The sequence below is a fragment of the Nostoc sp. 'Peltigera membranacea cyanobiont' 210A genome (genome assembly GCF_002246015.1).
Lineage (GTDB): Bacteria > Cyanobacteriota > Cyanobacteriia > Cyanobacteriales > Nostocaceae > Nostoc.
Map to the genome: position 1 here is coordinate 326,537 of NZ_NOLJ01000001.1, position 21,432 is coordinate 347,968.

Annotated in this window: 20 protein-coding genes; 10 read left to right on the forward strand and 10 right to left on the reverse strand. The window is 42.2% G+C overall.

Annotated elements, in window-relative coordinates:
* Positions 1-52: 52 nt before the first annotated feature.
* Both CDG76_RS01385 and CDG76_RS01390 read right to left on the reverse strand, forming a co-directional pair.
* On the reverse strand, positions 53-604 hold the full coding sequence (locus CDG76_RS01385; RefSeq protein ID WP_094347322.1) for a peptidoglycan-binding domain-containing protein: 552 nt from the start codon (positions 602-604) through the stop codon (positions 53-55).
* A gap of 801 nt (positions 605-1,405) precedes the next feature.
* A complete protein-coding gene (locus tag CDG76_RS01390) occupies positions 1,406-2,122 on the reverse strand; it encodes an ROK family protein (protein WP_094347323.1) in 717 nt (238 codons plus the stop codon).
* A 347-nt stretch (positions 2,123-2,469) separates the two neighbouring features.
* On the opposite strand from CDG76_RS01390, the gene CDG76_RS01395 reads away from it, so the two are divergent.
* On the forward strand, positions 2,470-2,973 hold the full coding sequence (locus CDG76_RS01395) for a 2TM domain-containing protein (RefSeq protein ID WP_094347324.1): 504 nt from the start codon (positions 2,470-2,472) through the stop codon (positions 2,971-2,973).
* 240 nt (positions 2,974-3,213) lie between these two features.
* Here the strand turns inward: CDG76_RS01395 and CDG76_RS01400 are convergent, their stop codons facing one another.
* Positions 3,214-3,780, reverse strand: a complete 567-nt coding sequence (locus tag CDG76_RS01400; RefSeq protein ID WP_094347325.1) for a phycobiliprotein lyase — start codon at positions 3,778-3,780, stop codon at positions 3,214-3,216.
* A 75-nt stretch (positions 3,781-3,855) separates the two neighbouring features.
* Positions 3,856-4,536: a HEAT repeat domain-containing protein gene (locus CDG76_RS01405; protein WP_094347326.1), complete on the reverse strand. Its 681-nt coding sequence runs from the start codon at positions 4,534-4,536 to the stop codon at positions 3,856-3,858.
* 337 nt (positions 4,537-4,873) lie between these two features.
* Between CDG76_RS01405 and CDG76_RS01410 the strand changes: the two genes are divergently transcribed.
* The 4 genes from CDG76_RS01410 (at position 4,874) to CDG76_RS01425 (ending at position 11,336) form a co-directional block, all read left to right on the forward strand.
* Positions 4,874-5,881: a zinc-dependent alcohol dehydrogenase family protein gene (locus tag CDG76_RS01410; RefSeq protein WP_094347327.1), complete on the forward strand. Its 1,008-nt coding sequence runs from the start codon at positions 4,874-4,876 to the stop codon at positions 5,879-5,881.
* A 9-nt stretch (positions 5,882-5,890) separates the two neighbouring features.
* Positions 5,891-8,149 carry a pentapeptide repeat-containing protein gene (locus CDG76_RS01415; RefSeq protein WP_094347328.1) on the forward strand — a complete coding sequence of 753 codons (2,259 nt, stop codon included), beginning with the start codon at positions 5,891-5,893 and terminating at the stop codon, positions 8,147-8,149.
* A 766-nt stretch (positions 8,150-8,915) separates the two neighbouring features.
* Positions 8,916-9,671 carry a hypothetical protein gene (locus CDG76_RS01420; protein ID WP_094347329.1) on the forward strand — a complete coding sequence of 252 codons (756 nt, stop codon included), beginning with the start codon at positions 8,916-8,918 and terminating at the stop codon, positions 9,669-9,671.
* A gap of 342 nt (positions 9,672-10,013) precedes the next feature.
* Positions 10,014-11,336, forward strand: coding sequence for a hypothetical protein (locus tag CDG76_RS01425; protein WP_223265095.1), 1,323 nt, complete (start codon positions 10,014-10,016; stop codon positions 11,334-11,336).
* 151 nt (positions 11,337-11,487) lie between these two features.
* On the opposite strand, the gene CDG76_RS01430 is transcribed toward CDG76_RS01425, so the two are convergent.
* The gene (locus CDG76_RS01430; protein ID WP_094347330.1) at positions 11,488-11,820 is read right to left on the reverse strand and encodes a hypothetical protein; all 333 of its coding nucleotides are present in this window, start codon (positions 11,818-11,820) and stop codon (positions 11,488-11,490) included.
* Positions 11,821-12,468: 648 nt separating this feature from the next.
* Here CDG76_RS01430 and CDG76_RS01440 point away from each other — a divergent pair.
* Positions 12,469-13,815, forward strand: coding sequence for a P-loop NTPase fold protein (locus CDG76_RS01440; protein ID WP_094347332.1), 1,347 nt, complete (start codon positions 12,469-12,471; stop codon positions 13,813-13,815).
* On the forward strand, positions 13,772-15,949 hold the full coding sequence (locus CDG76_RS01445) for a tetratricopeptide repeat protein (RefSeq protein WP_094347333.1): 2,178 nt from the start codon (positions 13,772-13,774) through the stop codon (positions 15,947-15,949). Before CDG76_RS01440 ends, CDG76_RS01445 begins: the two co-directional genes overlap by 44 nt.
* 116 nt (positions 15,950-16,065) lie before the next feature.
* On the opposite strand, the gene CDG76_RS01450 is transcribed toward CDG76_RS01445, so the two are convergent.
* Together CDG76_RS01450 and CDG76_RS01455 are read right to left on the reverse strand one after the other, a co-directional pair.
* A complete protein-coding gene (locus tag CDG76_RS01450) occupies positions 16,066-16,317 on the reverse strand; it encodes a type II toxin-antitoxin system RelE/ParE family toxin (protein WP_317616112.1) in 252 nt (83 codons plus the stop codon).
* Between the two features lie 36 nt (positions 16,318-16,353).
* A complete protein-coding gene (locus tag CDG76_RS01455; RefSeq protein ID WP_094347334.1) occupies positions 16,354-16,542 on the reverse strand; it encodes a hypothetical protein in 189 nt (62 codons plus the stop codon).
* 73 nt (positions 16,543-16,615) lie between these two features.
* Between CDG76_RS01455 and CDG76_RS38940 the strand changes: the two genes are divergently transcribed.
* Genes CDG76_RS38940 through CDG76_RS01465 form a run of 3 tightly spaced genes read left to right on the forward strand, consistent with a single transcriptional unit; the run spans position 16,616 to position 17,398 of the window.
* Positions 16,616-16,750, forward strand: a complete 135-nt coding sequence (locus CDG76_RS38940) for a hypothetical protein (RefSeq protein ID WP_262984295.1) — start codon at positions 16,616-16,618, stop codon at positions 16,748-16,750.
* 38 nt (positions 16,751-16,788) lie between these two features.
* Entirely contained in the window at positions 16,789-17,004 is a 216-nt protein-coding gene (locus tag CDG76_RS01460) for a hypothetical protein (protein ID WP_094347908.1), read from the forward strand.
* Entirely contained in the window at positions 16,988-17,398 is a 411-nt protein-coding gene (locus CDG76_RS01465) for a type II toxin-antitoxin system VapC family toxin (RefSeq protein WP_223265096.1), read from the forward strand. Before CDG76_RS01460 ends, CDG76_RS01465 begins: the two co-directional genes overlap by 17 nt.
* 297 nt (positions 17,399-17,695) lie before the next feature.
* Here the strand turns inward: CDG76_RS01465 and CDG76_RS01470 are convergent, their stop codons facing one another.
* The 3 genes from CDG76_RS01470 to CDG76_RS01480 all read right to left on the reverse strand — a co-directional run bounded on the left by CDG76_RS01470 (position 17,696) and on the right by CDG76_RS01480 (position 21,431).
* On the reverse strand, positions 17,696-19,561 hold the full coding sequence (locus CDG76_RS01470; RefSeq protein WP_094347336.1) for an ABC transporter ATP-binding protein: 1,866 nt from the start codon (positions 19,559-19,561) through the stop codon (positions 17,696-17,698).
* Between the two features lie 88 nt (positions 19,562-19,649).
* Positions 19,650-20,648 (reverse strand): aldo/keto reductase, encoded by a 999-nt coding sequence (locus CDG76_RS01475; RefSeq protein WP_094347337.1) that lies wholly within the window; start codon positions 20,646-20,648, stop codon positions 19,650-19,652.
* Positions 20,649-20,828: 180 nt separating this feature from the next.
* On the reverse strand, positions 20,829-21,431 hold the full coding sequence (locus CDG76_RS01480; RefSeq protein WP_094347338.1) for a GDSL-type esterase/lipase family protein: 603 nt from the start codon (positions 21,429-21,431) through the stop codon (positions 20,829-20,831).
* Between the last annotated feature and the right edge of the window lies 1 nt (position 21,432).

A 21,432-nucleotide genomic window follows, 5' to 3' on the forward strand; every position in this document is an offset into this window, starting at 1 on the left:
TTGTCATTAGCTAAAGACTAAAGACAAATGACTAAGGACAATAAACAAATAACTAAATTGTCAACGCACTCCAAGTTCGTTGACCAACTACTCCATCTACACCTAAATTTTGCTGGTTTTGAAAGGCTTTGACAGCAGTCTCTGTTAGTGCGCCAAAAATCCCATCTACTCTCACAGCATAACCGTTAGTCACTAATAACTGTTGTAAGGCTCTGACAGCAATACCAGAACTACCGAAATAAAGAGTTGGTAGTTGGCTACTAAACTTCTGGAACCGTCCTGTAGCCTTTGTACGAACTTTAGCTTCAGACTGAGAAGACTTCTTAGGCTTACCTAAGTTAGAAGAAACTAGTCCCAGATTCTTTTTGCTGATTTTCTGAAGTATGTGTTCTTTTTCTGGTTTCAGCACTGAGAGAGAAGCCTGGGAAATCTCATCTGTCTGCATAAATTCAGGTGGTGTAACTTTAGCAGCTATCTCTAACTGACTCTGTTTTGACTGGTTTACGTCATTTTCCATCTGAAATAATTGCTGCTGTGGCAAACTGGCCCCAGATGCTTGTCTTATTGTCAACACGCCCGTCATCATCAGGCCAATTTCAGTCATTTTAGCTTATTTTACTTCAACCAATATTTCTTTTAACCAACAGTTGTTGTCCGGGATAGTACATACTGACCAAATAAAAAAGTCATGTACTAATTTTTCCACCTAATATTTTCATGTTCATATTTGCTCACCTCCGATTCCATTAATCAGATTAATATCATTAATCAAGCCATCAAGTTATCAGACATACTATCTAAATCAATGGTTTAGACAATAACATACTATACGATCGCCTGGGAATGCCATCAAACAAATTTACTTAGTTATATTTGGATCGTGCTTGGTATGCTGATGTTGCTTTTATCATGTTTATACTGCGAGTAACAATACTACTGAATTCATCGAGTCAGTTTTTAACTATTGATTAAAAGCTCTTAATTTCAAATACTTTTTATCAATCACAACTTATGTCAATACGCTTGGGTTAAGGATTATTGGTTTTTGAAGACGCGATAAATCGCGTCTCTACAATAAGGGTTTTGTTGCTCATTCTGAACTGTATTGCAACTTATGTCGCTCTTTCAATCTATTCTCGGAAAGCGCACATTTTAACCTCAAAAGAATGAAACCGCACAACCTTGTTGCACGGTATGGAATTTGAGTTAAAGTTTAGATAGTACATGAAAAAATTACACAGGGGCACTGAACATAATGTTTGTGCAATTCTCTTGTCTAATCTGTGTTAATTTTTATATCATTTTGAAACTTTGACAAAGAATGCACCTTAACCAAAAAGTGTGTAGGCGTAGGCCGCCCTTAGATATCGCTTAGTACTCTCATTTGTGGATATTGAAAAACTTTTTACCTTTTTTCATCTCGCCACAAAGCAATACCGCCTAATAAACCAGTGATATTGGGGATGAGTTTGACATTTAACGGTAGCTGGAAATTCACTCTTACAGCTTCACCACCGCCAATGTAAAGGTAGTCATAATTAAACAGATGTTGCAAAGATGCGATCGCTTTTTCTAAACGCCTGTTCCATCTTTTCTCACCAATTTTTTCTAACTCTGCACGCCCCAATTGCTGCTCAAAAGTCTCTCCTTTACGAAACGGATGATGCCCCATTTCCATATTTGGCACCAGCTTACCATCTACAAATAAAGCCGAACCAAACCCCGTACCCAGAGTAATCACCAATTCGACACCCTTACCTGCGATCGCACCAAATCCCTGCATATCCGCATCATTAATCACCCGTACAGGCTTGTTTAAGTGTTTTAATAATGCTGTTTCCAAATCAAATCCGATCCAATCTGGATGTAAGTTTACGGCTGTTTCCGTGACTCCACATCGTACTACACCGGGAAAACCGACCGAAACGCGATGAAATTCACCTTGAGCCGCTGCTAACACCACAATTGCATTAATTACAACCTCCGGTGTCGCCGGTTGGGGCGTATCTAAACGCGCCCTTTCCGTTACAGGATGCCCTGTAATATCCAAAACCATAGCTTTAACGCCGCTACCGCCAATATCAACCGATAGGGTACGAATCGATCCATTTTCTTCAACCATTGATTTACATCCTTGTTAATGCTTGTTATTTCGTTATTAATTATGCTCTGCTGCATTTGATAATATCTTGGATGTTTGGAGAGTCTTTAGATTGGTGGAGAGTGGGCAGATGCAGTAAATTTTTCCCCTCTGCCCCTCCGCTCCCCGGTCACTGAGCGTAGCTCTCGTAGAGAAGTGCTGCCACTCTGCCTCTTTACCCTATGCCCAAAGTTAAAAATCCCATACATTCAATGCCGGACAGCATCTAGATTTGTTAATCTAAGAATAATAGAGATAGTACTGGCGTAGCTGCTTAAAATCTATCAGGCAGCAAATTTCTATTAAAAGTAATAATAAGAGAAAGAATTATGACGGCGTTTGAACCTCAAAGCATCCGCTCGTATAGCCAAGAAGATGTCCAACAAATTCTGCACTTAGCGATCGCTCGTCAAGCAGATGATAAAGACACAGAATTTTCTTATGAGCATATATTAGAAATTGCTGCTGAGTTAGAAATTTCACCTGAGTCTTTAAAATTAGCAGAAAGCGATTGGGTAGCACAACAGGGGCAACTCCAACAGCGAAAAGCTTTTGACGCCTACCGCATCAGAAGATTTCAGAAACGCCTAAGCAAATATGCAATTTCCACTGGTTTTTTTATACTGCTTGATTTAATCACCGGTGGTGGAATTTCTTGGTCGCTGTACATTTTACTATTCTGCGGATTGCCTGTAGCGCTTGATGTCTGGAATACCTTTCAAATTAAAGGCGAAGAGTATGAAATGGCATTCCAAAAATGGAGTCGCAATCATCAGATTAAGAAAACCATCAGCACGGTTTTGAATAAGTGGTTTAAGGTTTTACAGGCTTAATCAAAACTTTCCCTAACCCTAACCCATTTCTACTTAATTCCCCCCAGAAACCTACGGTGTACACACAAGTCTGAAATAGCTGATTAACCAGGGTTTTACCCCACCCTAACCCTCCCCTTGGAAAGGGGAGGGAACTAGATTTTCCGGTTTCCCCCCAATGCATCGGGGGGATTAAGGGGGGTAATTCGACTTGTGTGTACACCGTAACCCAGAAACGGGGAGAATATTTTGCGATCAAACTTAACTAGATACTGAATTAGCCGCCTCAGAAACCTTCTCGGCTGGGGGAAAGCCACCCATACGAATCTCAGAAGTGAAGGAAGTGATACTAAATCCACCAAAACTCTTGAGGACATTTACCCGCATTCGCAAATTGGGGCTAGCAAACCACAGGCGTTCCTCTGAGGAGATGGTTTCATCCTCTGTAGTTAGGATTAAAGCACCATCGCTGTCAAATTTATAGCGTCCGGGAACTGGAGTTTTATTGGCATCAACTATTTCTTGGAGTAACCTGCCTTGGGTCGGATTATCCGCATCAGGTACCGAAACTAACACAGTTGAACCAGTGTGTTTTGCTTGATCCTTTTCCATTGTGCCGTTCCAGGTAATTTTGGTAGCACAGGAAGCAGAACTAGGATTAATATTGTAACTTTGACACAGCTTGATGACTTCTGGATGATCTAATGCCAGCGCCTCAATGATGATATCTGACTTGCTATGTTCCGATTGGTTAAAAGCCAAATGTTGACTAGTACGATGAGAAAACCATTTACCAGTACTTAACTGAAAAAACTCTTCAATATTCATGAATGAAATTACCCTGCATCAAAATGCTAAAATTCCCACTTAATTATTATTAAAAGGTAACAGGAGGCTTTAATATTAAGCTTGATTGCCTATTTCTTCAAGCTTCTTGAGGCCAATTCTGGCTGCCTCAGCAACGTTGAAATGATTATCTTTTTCCAGGTATTTTAAAGCTGAGACACTCTTGGGAGTGGGAAGATTTCCCAAGGCTTCTGCCAAACGCTGCCTGACTAACCAATCATCTGATTGGGCGAAACGCAGGATCTTATCTACAGACTCGATGTCTTGAATTTCTCCCAGTGCAGAGATTGCAGCTTGTTGTAACACTACTTCTTTGCTATCCAATGCCTGAAGAAGAATTTGACGGGCACGAGGATCTTTAATATTACCTAGAGAAACGGCTGCACTAAAACGTACTAGCCAATCAGTATCTTCATAAAATGCCCGTGAAAGCACCTCAAAGGCTCTGGCATCACCCAAATATCCTAAAGCACCGGCGGCATCAGCGCGTATACCATAATCGGGGTCATTTTCGAGAATTTTTACCAAAATAGAATAACATTCTGGTGTTGGCTTGATTCCCAGAGCAAATATTGCCATCGATCGCAGTTGCAAAGATTCATCATCTAGTACCTTTTTAATCAAAGGGACTGCATCCTCAGCCGCAACATGACGCAGATTAGCAAGGGCTACCATGCGATCGCGTAAATTCGGACTTTCTAGCTGAGTAGAAATTTCTTGTAAGCTTAGAGCTGCCATTTAGTTCAAAGCGTTTTCTTTACTTATCTTAATTTACTCGATCTATTCATCAGGCTGTGGACATTAGTGAAGTAGGAGTTTGGCGACTTTACAAAATGGCTCAATTATGAGTGAAGAATAAACAAATATTACTTACGTGAGATTATATATTGAATTTAGCAGTAATTAAGGGATAATCTTCAAAGCTTCAGTCGCTTGTTTTTTGTTGAATAATAGATGTAGGGCGATCGCACCTTGTCACCAAAAATCACAGTTTTCCCTCAAACATAGCTCTGTATCTACCCTCTTACGCTAAAGTTGCATAAGAACGTGCATCTAGAGCCAGGAGGAAAGAATTGTGAAAGCAGTCTTGATGACAGCAGCTGGCAGTCCCGAAGTTCTGCAAGTACAGGATGTGCCAAACCCTGCTGTTCCTGTAGGGAATACTGAACTTTTAGTGCGTTTGGTGGCGGCTGGCATCAACCCCATTGACACTAAACTTCGGAGTCGAGGCACTTTCTACCCCGATCGGACGCCAACAATTTTAGGATGTGATGGTGCAGGTATTGTGGAAGCTGTGGGTGCTGGCGTTCAGCGTTTTCACGCAGGTGATGAAGTATATTTTTGCTATGGTGGCTTAGGCGCACACCAAGGAAATTACGCTGAATATACCGTTGTGGATGAGCGATTTGTGGCACGTAAACCCGCGTCTATCTCCTTTGCCGAAGCAGCAGCAGCGCCTTTAGTATTAATCACCGCCTGGGAAGCGTTATATGAACGGGGACGATTAGAACCTGGGGAACGGGTTTTGATTCATGCGGGTGCTGGTGGTGTCGGCCATGTAGCAATTCAATTGGCGAAACTCAAAGGTGCTACTGTTTCCACCACAGTGGGTTCTGAGGAAAAAGCTAATTTCGTCAAAGAACTCGGTGCAGATAATGTCATTTTTTACAAACAAACAGACTTTGTGCAAGCGGTATTAGATTGGACTGGTGGCGAAGGCGTAGACTTGGCTTTTGATACCGTAGGCGGCGAAACCTTTCACAAAACCTTCCCCGCAGTGCGAGTCTATGGCGATATTGTGACAATTCTCGAACCAGATGCCAACACCGTTTGGAAAACTGCTAGAACTCGCAACCTCCGCATTGGTTTAGAATTCATGTTGGCACCAGCATTGCTAGGATTACAAGATAGTCTCCACCATCATGCAGAAATTCTCGAACAATCTGCCACCTGGATCGATGAAGGCAAATTAAAAATCCATGTGAGTCACAAATTTCCCTTAAAAGAAGCAGCTAAAGCCCACCAATTAATTGAAAGTGGGTCTGTGGCAGGTAAAATTGTTCTGCTGATTAGTGACGAATGATCGAACAATTTGCATAATTTATCTTTTAAACGCAAAGGCACGCAGAGGTTAAACGCAAAGGTACACAAAGGAGTTTCTCTGCGTACCTCCGCGCTTCCCTTCTCTGCGAGACGCTTTGCGATAGCGTTCCTTTGCGTTTTACTTCTCCTCCTCCTCCCCCTACCAGCTTCGGCAGCACAAACACAACCAGAACGCACACCCTTAACCCTAGAATTATTACAAGAACGACTACGCACACCCACACTCCGCGAAGGAAATTTAACCGTAGATTTGCAGAAAATGGCGATCGATTTACGCCCAGAAAACGCCAGCTTTCGTGATGCTTTTTACCAACTGCTGCGAAAAGAACTTGGAACAAAACCTCTAGGTTTAGACCTCAGCTATGCTTTGATTCTGGGGGATTTTGTCGGCAGCGATTTGGGTTTAAGAACACTACTGTATGCAAAAGCGATCGCACCTATTTTCACCGCTACCGAACAAGAAAAACTAGAACGTTTGCGCTTCGTTTGTCTAGAGTCACTGGCGATCGCTTTACCCAACTCTAAAGATTGTCGATCGCTTCTGGGAACAGAGTCAACCCCAGCCAGTGAAATCGCCGTCTTTCGTGGTGTCTTAACACTGGTGCAAACTCGCTTCAACGGCGAAGTGAAGTTCTCCAATACTTTTTTTCTTCAGTCTGTTGATGCCCAAGGTGCAACTTTTCTCCAACCCACTAACTGGACTGAAACCAGATTTGCTCGTCCCGTTAGTTTCACCAGTGCTAACTTCCAGCAATCAAGCAATTTTCAGGGCAGTATATTTTTTGAAAAAGCTAACTTTAAAAAAATTAAATTTCGGGAACTGGCTGATTTTCAAGGTAGTATCTTTGAGACAACTGCCAACTTTAACCAAGCAACTTTTAAACAATTGGCTAAATTCAGTAGTGTCCAATGGCAAGGAAATGCTGATTTTTCTGAAGTGGATTTTGCCAATCAAGCCCAGTTTACTAAAGCAGGTTTTAATCAGTTCCTCCTTTTAACAGAAGCGACTTTTGAGCAAGCTGTAAGCTTCCGAGAAACAGACTTTAACCAATTGGTAAATCTGCAAGGTGCAAATATTCTTAACCAAGCAGATTTTAGTGATGCGAGGTTTGCTAAAGAGGCTTGTTTAAGCGTACCTGGTTTAACTTTTAACTCCAACAAAGCGAAAATTTTAGGTAATCCCGGTGAAATTGGTCAGATGTTCTGCATCCCAACATTGCAAGGGAATCAAAACGTCTTGCGGAATTTGGGGCAAAATTTCCGTCAGCAACAGCAAGTAGCCGATGCTAATGAACTGGAATACACAAAACAACGACTGCGATTAATCGAGTTTGGGCATCGTTTGACGGCTACAAATATTAATAGTGCAACTGTTGCAAGTTTGATTAACCTGGGTTTTTCTGCAACTCAAGCCCAAGCGATCGCCCAGCGTCGTCTGGTAAAATCCTTTCGTAACAGTAGTGAGTTACTTACCATAGCAGACATCGATTTAGAAAAATATACCCAACTAAGCGATCGCTTAATTGTTGGCGAAACCCTTTCTATACTTGGGTGGTTGCTGCAAGCTTGGAGTTGGTTGGCGTTGAGTGTACTGCTGTTGTTGAGTGGCTATGGGACAAATTTTTGGTTAGTCTTTGGTGTGGGAGGATTAGCGATCGCTTATTTCGGCCTACTATTTTGGCTAGTAGATCGCTATCGTCGGCTGCATCCCGTACCAATTATTCCCACATCTTACGAAACCATTTCGATATTAGTCAGTTTTAGCGTTTTAGAATTCTTCAGCTTACTAGCGATCTTTCGTAATGCTGAACAACCTTGGCTGACATTGGGGTGTCTTTTGATAATTATTGTCCCCGTCCCAATGGCTTTATTGATCCGACTTTACCAACAAGGTCGTTATCATGACTTAATGGATGTTTCTTACTTCACAGAAGACGGCACATTTCGCCAGTTACGATTATTGATTGGGCGTTTGCCAGTGATACCAAGGAATCAGACATTTCGGGAACGATATATGCCCTTGTTGTGCGATCGCCGTTGGAACTGGCTCAACTACTATGATTTTAGCCTCAACAATCTAGTTAAATTAGGATTTAATGATATTCGCCTGCGAGATGAACATTTACCAGGTATTATCTCTGCACTAGCTTGGTATCAATGGAGTTTGGGTTTAATTTATATCACCCTAGTTTTGTGGACACTTTCGCGTACAATTCCCGGATTGAATTTGCTGATTTATCTAAAGTAATCCCTTCACTGAAGTTTTTTTCGCTGCACTTCGTAGCGGTACTAATATGATGCAAGATAACTAGGTCGGCGTAAATAATTATCGTTGGGATAAAGCAGCGAATAGGGGCAGAAGGCAGGCACAAAAAGCGTTTAAACCTTGTTTGCTTTTATTCACACAGTTTCCTTTTATTGTGCCAAACTACCTCTTATAGGGTGGAACTAACTGTGCTGTTTATTGTTATCAGTCTTGCGCTACAACGTTGGTTAAAACTGATAAAACCCAGGATAAATGCAGATAAATGAAATATCTAAAAATTTGGTAAATTTATCAAAAGATTATTCATTGCAATATAATGTTTAACCCAAATTTAATTTTATTATCCAAATATTTTATACCAATTTGAAAAAAGAATGCGACAAATAGACCATTTGTAGAGACGCGATTCATCGCGTCTTTACCCAAGGATGTGTTGCAATCATTAATTGAGTTGGTATTAGTTAAGTTTTTTAAATCATTGTCTACAAATATCTAAAAATTTGATCAACACATCAAAATATTTTTCATTGTCCTTCAAAATCAAATTATATAAATTGTAGGTGTGAGTAGCACTGATTAAAAATAGATTATCTTTGCTAAGTGAAGATAACCAAATAATCTAATAGCTACTAACTAGTTCTGCTAACAAAAAGACAACAATAAAGTTATAAAGCACACTTGATTTTTGTCTATTTGTATGTTGCGTTCTAGCAAAATTTTGATCAAAACAATAAGAGGATTAATCCTAATGGCAGAAGATTTGAGTAATAGCAGTAGCGGTAACTCCTCTACTAGTGGGAACAATCCAATTGAACAATCACCCTTTGGTCGCTTGGAAGTAGTCGTCGGTAAGGAAGGCGTCAAAAATCTATTCAGTGGTGTTGGTAATGCAGAAGGTGGCGGTAGCCCATTTGGTGGTGGTGCTGCTGGCAGTCAGCCTGAGTTAGCCTATGGTGGTAATCCTTTCGCTGGCGACAACTTCTGGAATATCTTTGCAGGCGGTGTAAACCCATCTACAGTTGGTGGTAGCCCATCCACAGGCGGCGGTATCCCATCCACAGGCGGCGGTATCCCATCCACAGGTGGCGGTATCCCATCCACAGGCGGCGCTATCCCATCCACAGGCGGCGCTATCCCATCCACAGGCGGCGGAAACCAAGGTAGTGGCGACCCTTTGACTGGTAGTAGCAGCCAGACCTATGGTATTAGCACAACTGAAATACCGGACGGGTTCACTTTGAGGGCTACTATTGACAAGCTAGTTAACTCAAAGCTTGACAAGGAAGTGGGTGGTGGACAAACTTCGCCATTTCCTACAGGTGGACAAATTTCGCCATTTCCTACAGGTGGACAAACTTCGCCATTTCCTACAGGTGGACAAACCTCGCCATTTCCTACTGATGGACAAACCTCGCCATTTCCTACAGGTGGACAAACCTCGCCATTTCCTACAGGTGGACAAACCTCGCCATTTCCTACAGGTGGACAAAACCCCTTCGCTTAATACAATATTTGCGAAAATAAACAGATAAATAGAAGGGAACAATGATGAGTTCTTCAGTACATAGTATGCTAGTACAGTTTGGCGCAAATAAACAAATTATTCGATAAACCAGAAAAGCGTGTATTATCGCTGATGTGCCTTCTGCCTTATTGTACTAGTTTGCTATTTTACGCCCAAAACTCTTCTCAGGTAAAGGTTTAGGCAATATCTTCTGTTAGTTGGACGGTAAGATTATTAAAGCCTTTATTTTAGAGAGATTTTGAGTTTCGCAAATTCATAATTGGTATAAGAAGTACTGAAGACTTCATAATTTTTTAACTAGAAATAGGAGAATTAGTGCCAATGGAAGCGTCTGCTGTCAATCCCATAAATGGTGCATTTAATCCATTAAGTGCAGGTGGCGCTAGCAACCTATATAGCGGTAATTCCTTTGCTGCCAATGATAGTTTGTCTGCTGCTAAAGGCAGCCTGTTGACGGGTGGTAGCAATCTGTTATTAGGTAACGGTAACAATCCTATTCCAGGTGGCGGTATTAACCCGTTTGCAGGTGATGGTGGCAGTGGGCTTCAGAAATTAATCTTTGAGCGATTAAAGTTAGTTCTGGGTGATAACTATTTCAAGGGTATTGACAACACATTAGCAGGAGGTAGTAACCCGTTTGCAGGCAGTGGTTATCCGATCGCAGGTGGGGCTACCAATCCGTTTGCAGGCAGCAGTAATCCGATCGCAGGTGGCACTACTAACCCATTTGCAGGCAGCAGTAATCCGATCGCAGGTGCTGGAAGTCTGCTTCAACAATCGCCTTTCGATCCATTGAAAGAAGTTCTTGGTAACAATATACCCTTTAGTAACACTGGCAATACATCTAATTCAGGTAGCCAAACCTTTAATCAGAGCAACGCACCGGTTGGGAAAGGTAACAAGAACTTTGGTAATAATAACGCAACTATTGGTAATTTTAACTCGGATTATGGCAGTAACAGTGCAACCATTGGTAATGGTAACTGGAACTTTAATAATGACAACGCAACCATTGGTAATGGCAACTGGCTATTTGGAAAGAGTAACACAACCCTTGGCAATGGCAACTGGGATTGGGACAACGGCAGTAATAATGCAACACTAGGTAATGGAAATTGGCACTTCGGCAGTGACAACGCAACCATTGGAAACGGCAATTGGGACTTCGGCACTGATAACACAATTATTGGTAATGGTAACTGGGTTTTTACCAATGGAAATGAAATTATTGGTAATGGCAATTGGTTAACAAAGACTGATAACACAAAGATTGGAAACATCAACAATATCAGCAGTTTAAAGTTATCCCCATTAGGGATAAAAACTGATGTTAACAATCTGATTGACTCTCTTATAGGTAAAATAGGTCAAAATTTTCTTGGGTTCACGGGAGATTTTGATGTATCAAGTAGCCAAACCTTTAACCGCCTCATCTCTTCTAAAAGTGTTGGTAATGACACTAATATATCTAAGGATATTGAGCAACTTTTGGCATCACTCAGCCCAATTCAAGAAAATTTCATCAATTATCAGCCTGTGCAAAACCCTCAACCTGTCTCAGAATCTGCTTCTTCAGTGTCGTTGGTAGTAATGGGAATAGTATGTTTGCTGTTGTCACTGTTCAAAAAACAACAGTACTGTTAACGTAAATTCAATTCTTCTAATACCAATTTGAAAAATGATTGCGACAGATGGAAAACTGAAACACTTATCCAATGGATGTTTCACAATCCAAAATCTAAAATCGTTCGACTGAGCGACTTGCCTTGAGCGTATCGCTAAAGCGAAAGCTCCGCTAACGCGTAGCGTCTCGTAGAGAAGTCGAAAGGAGCCGAAGTCTAAAATCCAAAATGGTATAAGCTGATTGTGATCGCATTTTCTGTAGGAGCATCCCACTTTTTTGTATGTCATTGCGAGCAAAACAAAGTGAAGCAAAGCGATCGCAAAATCTCCAACTAAGAACTAGTCCATGCAATTGCTTGTCTGCGACACGCTGCGCGATCGCAATGACAGTTATTCTCTCAGTGCAAAATAAAAACTGGGATGCACCCCTTTCTGTTTGTCTACCAGGTTGACTTACAGCAGTAATTAGCGAAAATTGATGCTGTCCGCGCCAAGCTATGCTCATGGAGACGGTTTGCGATGTCTACGATGGTCACTGATCGGCTGGTGAGCGGCTTGCCCTGAGCGCAGTCGAAGGGAGTCGAACCATGTCGTACCCCTCCGGGGAAGCAAGCTACGCGCAGCGTCTCGTAGAGAAGTGCGGTCACTGAGCGTAGCCGAAGTGACGCGCTATAGAGCAACTCATAAGTTAATTACAACAATTGTTGCAATGATTTAAACGTTTCTTATACATGAAGGAGCAATTGTTGCAAAGCATGAAGCCTTTGCAGCAACTGCTTATACCTTTCTTGGAAATACTTAAACCTTTCTTATACATGAAGGAGCAATTGTTGCAAAGTATGAAGCATTTGCAGCAACTGCTTATATCTTTCTTGGAAATACTTAAACCTTTCTTATATATGAAAGAGCAATTGTTGCAAACGCTTCAATTTTGGCAACTAGTTTCCAGGGTTAAGCGAGTTACGAGTGCTGATACCAAGGAAAGGGGAGACAAAGCATAGCTTTGGCTCTTTGGGGTGCAATGATTGTAGGAATCCTAACTAATTTCCTTTCCTTGCGCGCGGAGTTTTATGAGTCCTATAGCTGTATTTGCTAAATTTGATAGGCGATCGCTTAAAATTTAAAAGTTGGTGATTGTTATCTGCCCAAAACAATGTCTCAGTCAAGTTTTCAGCGTGCAAATACTCTTAAAGCGGCTTTTTTGGCTTGTAATGTTGAGCCGCTTGAACCAGCAGAAATGGAACGGTATTATGTCGATCTGTCGCTGGTGCGGAAAACTTCGGCTATTGATAATGTCAGTACAGTTTTGGATTTTCAAGAAGCAGGTGATTTTACAACAATTTTATTTACCGGACATCGCGGTTGTGGAAAAAGTACAGAGTTAAAAAAAATTCAGAGTCTTTGGGAAAATAATTATCGGGTTATTTATTTGGAAGCGAATGAAGAGACAGATATTAATGATACCCGGTATACAGATTTATATTTAATTGTAATTAAACAAGTTGAATTTGAATTACGAAAATTAGGTTTGACTTTTAATCAAGCTTTATTAAAAACTTTTGAATCATGGTTTAAAGACATTACTCAAGAAAACGAGCAAAGTGTCGAAAAATCAGTCAACGTCGAGGCAGAAGCCACTCTCAGCCCTACTGCGCCATTTATCGCCAAACTAATGGTCAAATTGCTGGCACAAATTAAAGGCTCGGACAAGCAAAAAACAACTATTCGGCAAACTCTAGAAAAAGATTTATCTCGCCTCAAATCTGATACTAATCTGTTATTAAGCGACGCTTACGCAAAATTGCGGCAAAAATTTCCTCAATGTAAAGGCTTATTAATTATCTTCGATAATTTGGATCGGGTTCCTCCTGTCGTAGCAGAACACTTGTTCTTTGATTATGCGGCTCAGATGCAAGAATTAAATTGTACAATCATTTATACAGTACCAATTTCAATTCTTTGCTCGCCGAAAAATCCCCTGAATCAATTTGATGGTAATCCTCATATTGTGCCGATGATTAATATCTATGAATTTGAGCGGCATAAATGCGATCTAGATTATAATCAGACGGGCTTAGATGCGATGGCAAGTGTAATTGAAAAGCGGGTTGATATTGATGCAATTTTCGAGAGCCGTAATCAATTATTAGAATTAGCAAAAGCAAGTGGTGGACACGTGCGCCAGTTAATGCAAATGATGCGCTCTGCATGTCAAACAGCGAGTACCAAAAAACACGCAAAAATTATGTCCGAAGATATAGAGTATGCAGTTAAACAGCAACAATTTAGTTTTGAGCGGTTTATTCCTGAAGAACATTACGCTCATTTGGCTCAGGTTTGCTTAACTAAAAATGTCAGTAAAGATGAAATTGGGCAATTAATGTTATTTAATACTTCCGTATTGGAATATAACGGTGATAAACGGTGGAATTATCCAAATCCAGTGGTGAAGCGAAATGAGTTCTTCCAAGAAGCTCTCCAATCAGCACAAAAACAGTGAACTTCAAGCCGAAATAGGTAAATTTATTGCCTATAATCAAGATGAATTTGCTGAATTAGTGACATTTGTCGATTTTGCAGAAAAATTTACATTAGGTTTTATTGAAATTAACTTTTCGCCCGATATAGACTTATTAATTGCTGGATTGCAACAGAATCCTCAATGCCAAGAAATCCAATTTGTAGTTTTAGATTTTCCTGATAGAAATTTACGATTTTTGCGGGATGAATTGGTGGAGCAATTAGCCAAAATTACTAAAGAAACAAATAAAAAACTTGTTTTATTAATTCGGAACTTAGAAAAATCGATTGGTGTGTTTGGAGATTATCCACCAGTTTTACAGGATTTAAACTTCGTCCGCGATTCCTATCGAAAAACTGTACCTCATCCACTTTTATTTATCTTGCCAGATTATGCGATTTCGCGGTTAGCAAAATTTGCACCTGATTTTTGGGCTTGGAAATCAGGTTTATTTCGCTTTAAAACTACAGAATTGAGTAGAGATAGGGCAATTGCCAATACTCTGAATGCAGACACAGATATAGAACGCTTACCAACACCAAAACAACAAGAACGTATCGATTTATTACATAGTTTGTTGATGGAATATCACCCAACTGGAGAAATACCCCGCCCAGAACATCTCCGCAATTGCTGTAATATTTTAAATGAATTGGGCAAAGCATATTTAAGCCAGCACAAACCAATCAAAGCTAGAGAATATTTAGAAAAAGCTGGGGAAATTACCAAGCAATTTCCTGATTATTCCTTACAAATCGAAGTTATCAATCAGTTAGGTAAAAGCTATCAGCAGCAACGACAATTTGAAAGTGCAAACAGCTATCATCAACAAGCTTTAGATATTGCCAAAAAGCAGAATAATCGTCGTGCTGTCGCTAATTCCTTGCATTATTTAGGTAATGCCTCTCTGGATATGCGACAGTTCCACCAGGCACGGGATTATTATCAACAAGCCCTGGAAATCAAAATCGAATTTGGCGATCGCTATTGGAGTGCTAGCACTTACCACCACTTGGGAATGGTTGCCCAAGAGTTGCGCCAATACGACCAGGCACGGAATTATTATCAACAAGCCCTGGAAATCACAATCGAATTTGGCGATCGCTATTGGAGTGCTAGCACTTACCACCAGTTGGGAATCGTTGCCCAACGGTTGCGGGAATACGACCAGGCACGGGATTATTATCAACAAGCCCTAGAAATATATATCGAATTTGGCGATCGCTATTCGAGTGCTAGCACTTACCACAATTTGGGAAGCGTTGCCCAAGAGTCGCGGGAATACGACCAGGCACGGGATTATTATCAACAAGCCCTGGAAATCAAAATCGAATTTGGCGATCGCTATGCGAGTGCCAGCACTTACCACCAGTTGGGAAGGATTGCCGAAGAGTTGCGGGAATACGACCAGGCACGGGATTATTATCAACAAGCCCTAGAAATATATATCGAATTTGGCGATCGCTATTCGAGTGCTAGCACTTACCACCAGTTGGGAATCGTTGCCCAACGGTTGCGGGAATACGACCAGGCACGGGATTATTATCAACAAGCCCTGGAAATCAAAATCGAATTTGGCGATCGCTATTCGAGTGCTAGCACTTACCACAACTTGGGATACCTTGCCCAAGAGTTGCGGGAATACGACCAGGCACGGGATTATTATCAACAAGCCCTGGAAATATATATCGAATTTGGCGATCGCTATTCGAGTGCTAACACTTACCACAACTTGGGAATCGTTGCCCAAGAGTTGCGGGAATACGACCAGGCACGGGATTATTATCAACAAGCCCTGGAAATATATATCGAATTTGGCGATCGTTATGAGTGTGCTAGCACTTACCACCAGTTGGGAAAGGTTGCCCAACAGTTGCGGGAATACGACCAGGCACGGGATTATTATCAACAAGCCCTGGAAATCAAAATCGAATTTGGCGATCGCTATTCGCAAGCTCTCACGCTTCATTGTTTAGGAACGGTTGCACAAGCAGAGGAAAACTATGCAGAGGCTAGGGCTAATTTGCAGACAGCGTTGGAGATATATGTTGAGTATCAGGATGAATATTGGTCTAAGGTAGTACGAGAGATTTTAGAGGGTTTACCGGAGTAAAAGGATCTGGGCGATGTGCGATGTCTAACGACAAGCCGCGTTGCGTCTACGCATTTGGGTTTGTGGGGAAGGGCGATCGCGTTTGCTTGATTGGTTTGTGGAGGTGCGATCGCTATTCATTCTATACTTGGTGTAATTTCCTGTGCCCCGTGTATAACAGCAAGTACATCAATTTGTTCGGGCTTGATGTAATAGATAATTCGATATGAACCTTCAATAACTTCCCGAATTTGCTCGGTTTCAAACTCTGGTACAATTCGACCAGATAGAGGGAAATTCGCAAGCTGCTGGGAACGTTTGGTTATACGGTCAATAATCCTGGTTGCGTACCGAGGTGAATTCTGGGCAGTGATAAGTATAAATTGCAGATAGGTTTTCTACGGCTGTTTCTGTCCAAAAAACTTTCACTCTGGTAGTCCAAATTTTGCCCTAACTTCCTGTACGGAAATTACTTTACCAGCTTGACTCTCAGCAAGTCCAGCTTCCACAACTTGCCTAACATAAATCTCATACATGAGGTCATCCCATGTTGAGTTAGCAGGTAATTTATCAATTAGCTTTCGAGCTTCTTCTTTAATATTGAGCTTTTCCATAGAGATTACAGATAACTTGCTTTTCTATATTGTATGCTCAACGGGAATCGCGTTTGGGGTTTGTGGAGGTGCGATGTCTAACGACAAGCCCTTCGGGTTCGGGGGTTCGCAATCGACGGGAACCGCCAAGACTGCGACCCCCTCACCGCGTTACATCTACGGGTATTGGGTTTGTGGGGAGGTGCGATCGCTTTCCAGTTATCCTTAAAAGTTACAATGAGTATGGTATTTACAGGAAAGGTAGAAATGACTGCAAAAGACAAAATTCACGCTGAAATTGATAGTCTTAACGAAGAATATCTAGATGAACTATATCTTTTAATCCAAGATTTTGCCCAATCTAAACAACATCTGAAAAAACCGAGTTTCATGTCAAAATTAAAACAAATTAAGATAAATGCTCCAGAGGATTTCGCTAGCAATCTTGATTCTTATCTAGCTAAGGATGAGGGTGAGAAATAAAATCTTTGTTGATACGTTATTTGTGGTAGCACTAATTAATCAGCGTGACCAATATCACCAGCGAGCCTCCGAATTAGCCGATAGCTTAGAAACTCAACTCTTAATCACAACTGATGCAGTACTTTTAGAAATTGGTAATGCACTAGCTCGTAACTACAAAAATGAGGCTGTTGAAATTATCGAGCATTTTTTTGGCTCAGATGAAGTGGAAATTGTGCGACTCACTCCAGAATTATTCGCACAAGCATTCACACTTCACAAAACCCATCAAGATAAAGCATGGGGTTTAGTTGATTGTATTTCGTTTGTAGTTATGAAGCAAGCTGAAGTTTCTCAAGCTTTAACTTTTGATCAGCATTTTGTACAAGCAGGTTTTCAAGCTTTAATGAGATAAGTTGGAAACTGAGTTGGTTTTGTTCACCACTAGAAGTATGATATAAAACTCATATTTAATTTTTGAAATATACGTAGTGACGTGTCAAGGCTAAAATGTTGCAATAAATTTTCTTGTGGGGCGGGCATCTTGCCCGCCAATTAGGACGGGCTAGAAGCCCATCCCACAAGAGTTTGCTAATGCACAAATTTAGTCTTGACACGCCACTACTTCAATTACATTACTTTAGTTTTGTGGACTCTTTCCCGGACAATTCTTGAGTTGAATTTGCAAATAAACCTCAAGTAGCGGCAAATGTCAAGCGATCATTCCCTTTTCGATGTTATCTGTGCCAGTGCGAACCTCATCAAGATTTTCCGGTAGAAATCCACCCGCTTGCATTTTCCATAACCTGTAGTAAGCACCGCCGAGTGCCAGCAGTTTGGCGTGGGAACCATCTTCGATAATCCGACCTTTGTCGAACACCAAAATTCTATCTAGATGGACGATGGTAGATAATCGATGAGCTACTACGATCACCGTTTTCCCATTCATTGCTAAGTCGAGGGTATCCTGGATTGCTTTTTCGGTAATTGAATCGAGGCTTGAGGTGGCTTCATCTAAAATCAGAATCGGCGCATCTTTGAGGATTACCCGCGCGATCACAATGCGCTGTCTTTGCCCCCCAGACAACTTAACGCCACGTTCGCCTACCAGAGAATTGTAACCATCCTTACTTTGGACGATGAAATCGTGAGCATGAGCCTTTCGCGAAGCCTCAATTACTTCCTCATCGGTTGCATCCAAGCGTCCATAACGAATATTTTCTAGCAAAGTGCGATGGAACAGAGACGGATCTTGGGGAATTAAGCTGATCTGAGCGTGTAAAGCATCCTGAGTCATATCTCGAATATCGACTCCATCAATGATAATCTGTCCAGATTGTGGGTCGAATAAACGCAGAATCAGATTGACAAAGGTGGATTTTCCAGAACCGGACAAGCCCACCAGTCCGATACGTTGTCCCGCTTGGATGGTGACAGAAAGGTTGTTGAAAACTTTCTTCTCATCTGTGTAGTTGAAATTCACCCGCCGAAACTCAATCTTACCTTGAGTGATTGAGTGGGCGATCGCTTTCTCGCGATCGACCAATTCGTGGGGTTGAACGATGGTGAAAACACCATTGGCGACATTACCAACGTGTTCAAAAAATTCCAGAAAGCGGCGGCTCAAATTACGCGCTTCACTGATGATCAACAGTGATAAGCTAGTTGCTACAACGAAATCAGCAGTAGCGATCGCTCCTTGACTCCAAAGAGAGAGTGAGTAATACAGGGTGCTGATTTTCAGAATGGCTGCTGAGATGAACTGAAACCAGCGAATTCGCTCCGAGTACCAGTTGGACTCTCTCACGTGTTTGAGTTCGTGCCTTAATTGCTCATTTAAATAACGTCGTTCAAAACCAAAGCGAGCAAATAGTCGGCTACTAGTGAGATTTGTGACTGTATCTACAATGATGCCAGTTGTCTCACTTCTGGCGGCTGCGGCTTTCCGGGAGTAAAATCGGCAGCGAGTTGCCAGCCAGAACGAAATACTGATGAAGAGAACTGCCCATATTCCCACGAGTGCAGCCAGTGGAGGATAGGCGCGATACAGTATCGTCGTGGCGACGGAATACACAACAATTACTGGCATAAATTCAGTAATCATCATTTGCATCGTCTGGGTAACACCCAGAGAAGTTTCGCTAATCCGATGTGCCAATGCCCCGGAAAAACTGCTGCTTAAGTAGCGATGTGAATGGTGCTGTAAATAGGCATATAGCGATCGCACTATGTGCTGCCGGTGGATTGGATGGAGGATTGTCTGCAAAAGTCCAGCCGATCGCCCGAAAACCACTTCACCCACACTCAAGCCGATGAACAGCATCAGGGGTTGCTTCATGGCATCAAAAATCGGCTTGCTGTCGCCCGTTGATCGCGTCACGCCCCGGATGATCTCGCCAATAGCATAAGGCAACATGATGCCACAAGTTGCGTGTATTACCTCCAGGATCACCATTAACACATACCACCAGCGAAACTGGTTAACGAAATACAAAATGAACCGGAATGGAGTTGATGGCAAATCTGGTGCATCAGGGGCACGTTGAAAGGATTTGGATTGTCTGGCCTTTTTCGTCATGAAGGTTGATCTCGTAACATCAAGCTGTTCTGCAAAATAAAAATGGACGGCTAGATAAACCGTCCGGTGTTGTTAAATAAAATCATTCCTAACGAAGAGAATCTCCTCTTCGGTATTCGGCGGTTATGTCGTCTAATTTTTGTTTCAAATTGTCGTCAAGTTTTAGTTCTACCGCCTTGAGGTTGTCAGTAAGTTGTTCTGGACGGCTAGCGCCAATAATGGGGGCAGTGATAATGGGATTAGATAAAACCCAAGCTACTGCTAGGGTGGTGAGGGAAAATCCAGCCAAATCCGCGACTGTGCGTAAATCTTCGACAGTATTGAACTCGCGATCGCGCCAGTAGCGTTCTTGATAACGTTCTGCGGCAGCACCTAGCGTAAAACGTGTACCTGACGTGGGGCCTTGAGTAAAATTGTGTTTACCTGTAAGTAGACCACCCGCCAATGGATTGTAAGAAATTACACCCAATCCTTCTTCTTTGGCCAGGGGCAATAGTTCTCGCTCAATTTCGCGGAATAACAGGTTGTAGCGGGGCTGAATTGAGACGAACTTGGTTAAATTGCGCGTCTCAGCACGACCCAAAGCACGGGCGAGTCGGTAGGCTAAGAAGTTAGAAACCCCGATGTAGCGCACCTTGCCAGCACGAACTACCGCATCCAACGCTTCCAAAGTCTCATCAAGGGGGGTTGAAGCATCGTCGGAGTGCAACTGGTATAAATCGATATAATCAGTTCCCAAGCGTTGCAGAGAAGCATCGATCGCATCCAAAATATGTTTCCGGGAAGCCCCCTGATCCCAAGGTGCAGGGCCAACTCGACCGACGCACTTGGTCGCTAAGATAAAATGTTCGCGTTTGCCTTTCAGCCAGCGCCCAACGATTTCTTCAGTGCGTCCAGCAGTGGCAAGCCCGCCACCGAGGGGATAAACGTCGGCTGTATCTAAAAAGTTGATACCACCATCGGCGGCGGTGTCGAGGATGTGCCTGGAAGTTTCTTCGTCGGTCTGCAAACCAAAGGTCATAGTGCCGAGACAAAGACGCGAAACGGTCAATCCAGTTTTACCGAGATTAGTTGTTGGTAAGGTCATAAAGATGTTGTTAATTGAGAAAGTGTGGAAATTTTTAAATAGAATGCGATGTGCGTTTCGCCCCGCTTCTCTACGAGACGCTACGCGTAGCTTGCTTCCCCGGAGGGGTACGCTAACGCAAAACTAAAACCCTGACACATCGACTAAGCCACAATTAGCCAATAGGATAGTCGGCATTTTTTAAGGTGTGAACCAATTTAACCAACTTTCCCAGTTTTGGACGATCGCAGCAAATTCTGCATAACCATCTGCTTTTGGGTGAGCGCCGTCATTGGCTTTTGCTTCTGCTAGCCAGATTGGTGACTTTAGCAAACTGGAAAACACATCAAGATACGGAACATCTAGTTCATTACAAACCAACGCGAATTCCTGTGACAGATTGGCAAGAATTTGATTATCACCACAGGGTGGCGGACTAACCATCAAGATTGGATAGAGTTGCTTCGCTTGGCTTAAGATACTGCGAGCATTTGCGATCGACTCTGAAAGTTCGATTCCTTGCTGTTTACCCGCCCATCCTGAATCGTTTGCCCCAAAAGAAAACACTACTCGACCATCGGATTCTTTTGGGAGACGATAGGAAACTTCCGAGTACCAACGTTGTTTGAGATACCGAGTCGTCTCTGCCCGCACCCCCAAGTTGTAATGGGTGATAGCGTATCCTCTTGACTCAGCATTGCGGCACACTCTACCTGTCCAACCCAGAAACTCTGGATCGCCTGTGCCATTGACAAAGGATTCACCAATAAAACAAATTCTGATTTCTTTGCGAGAATCTGACATA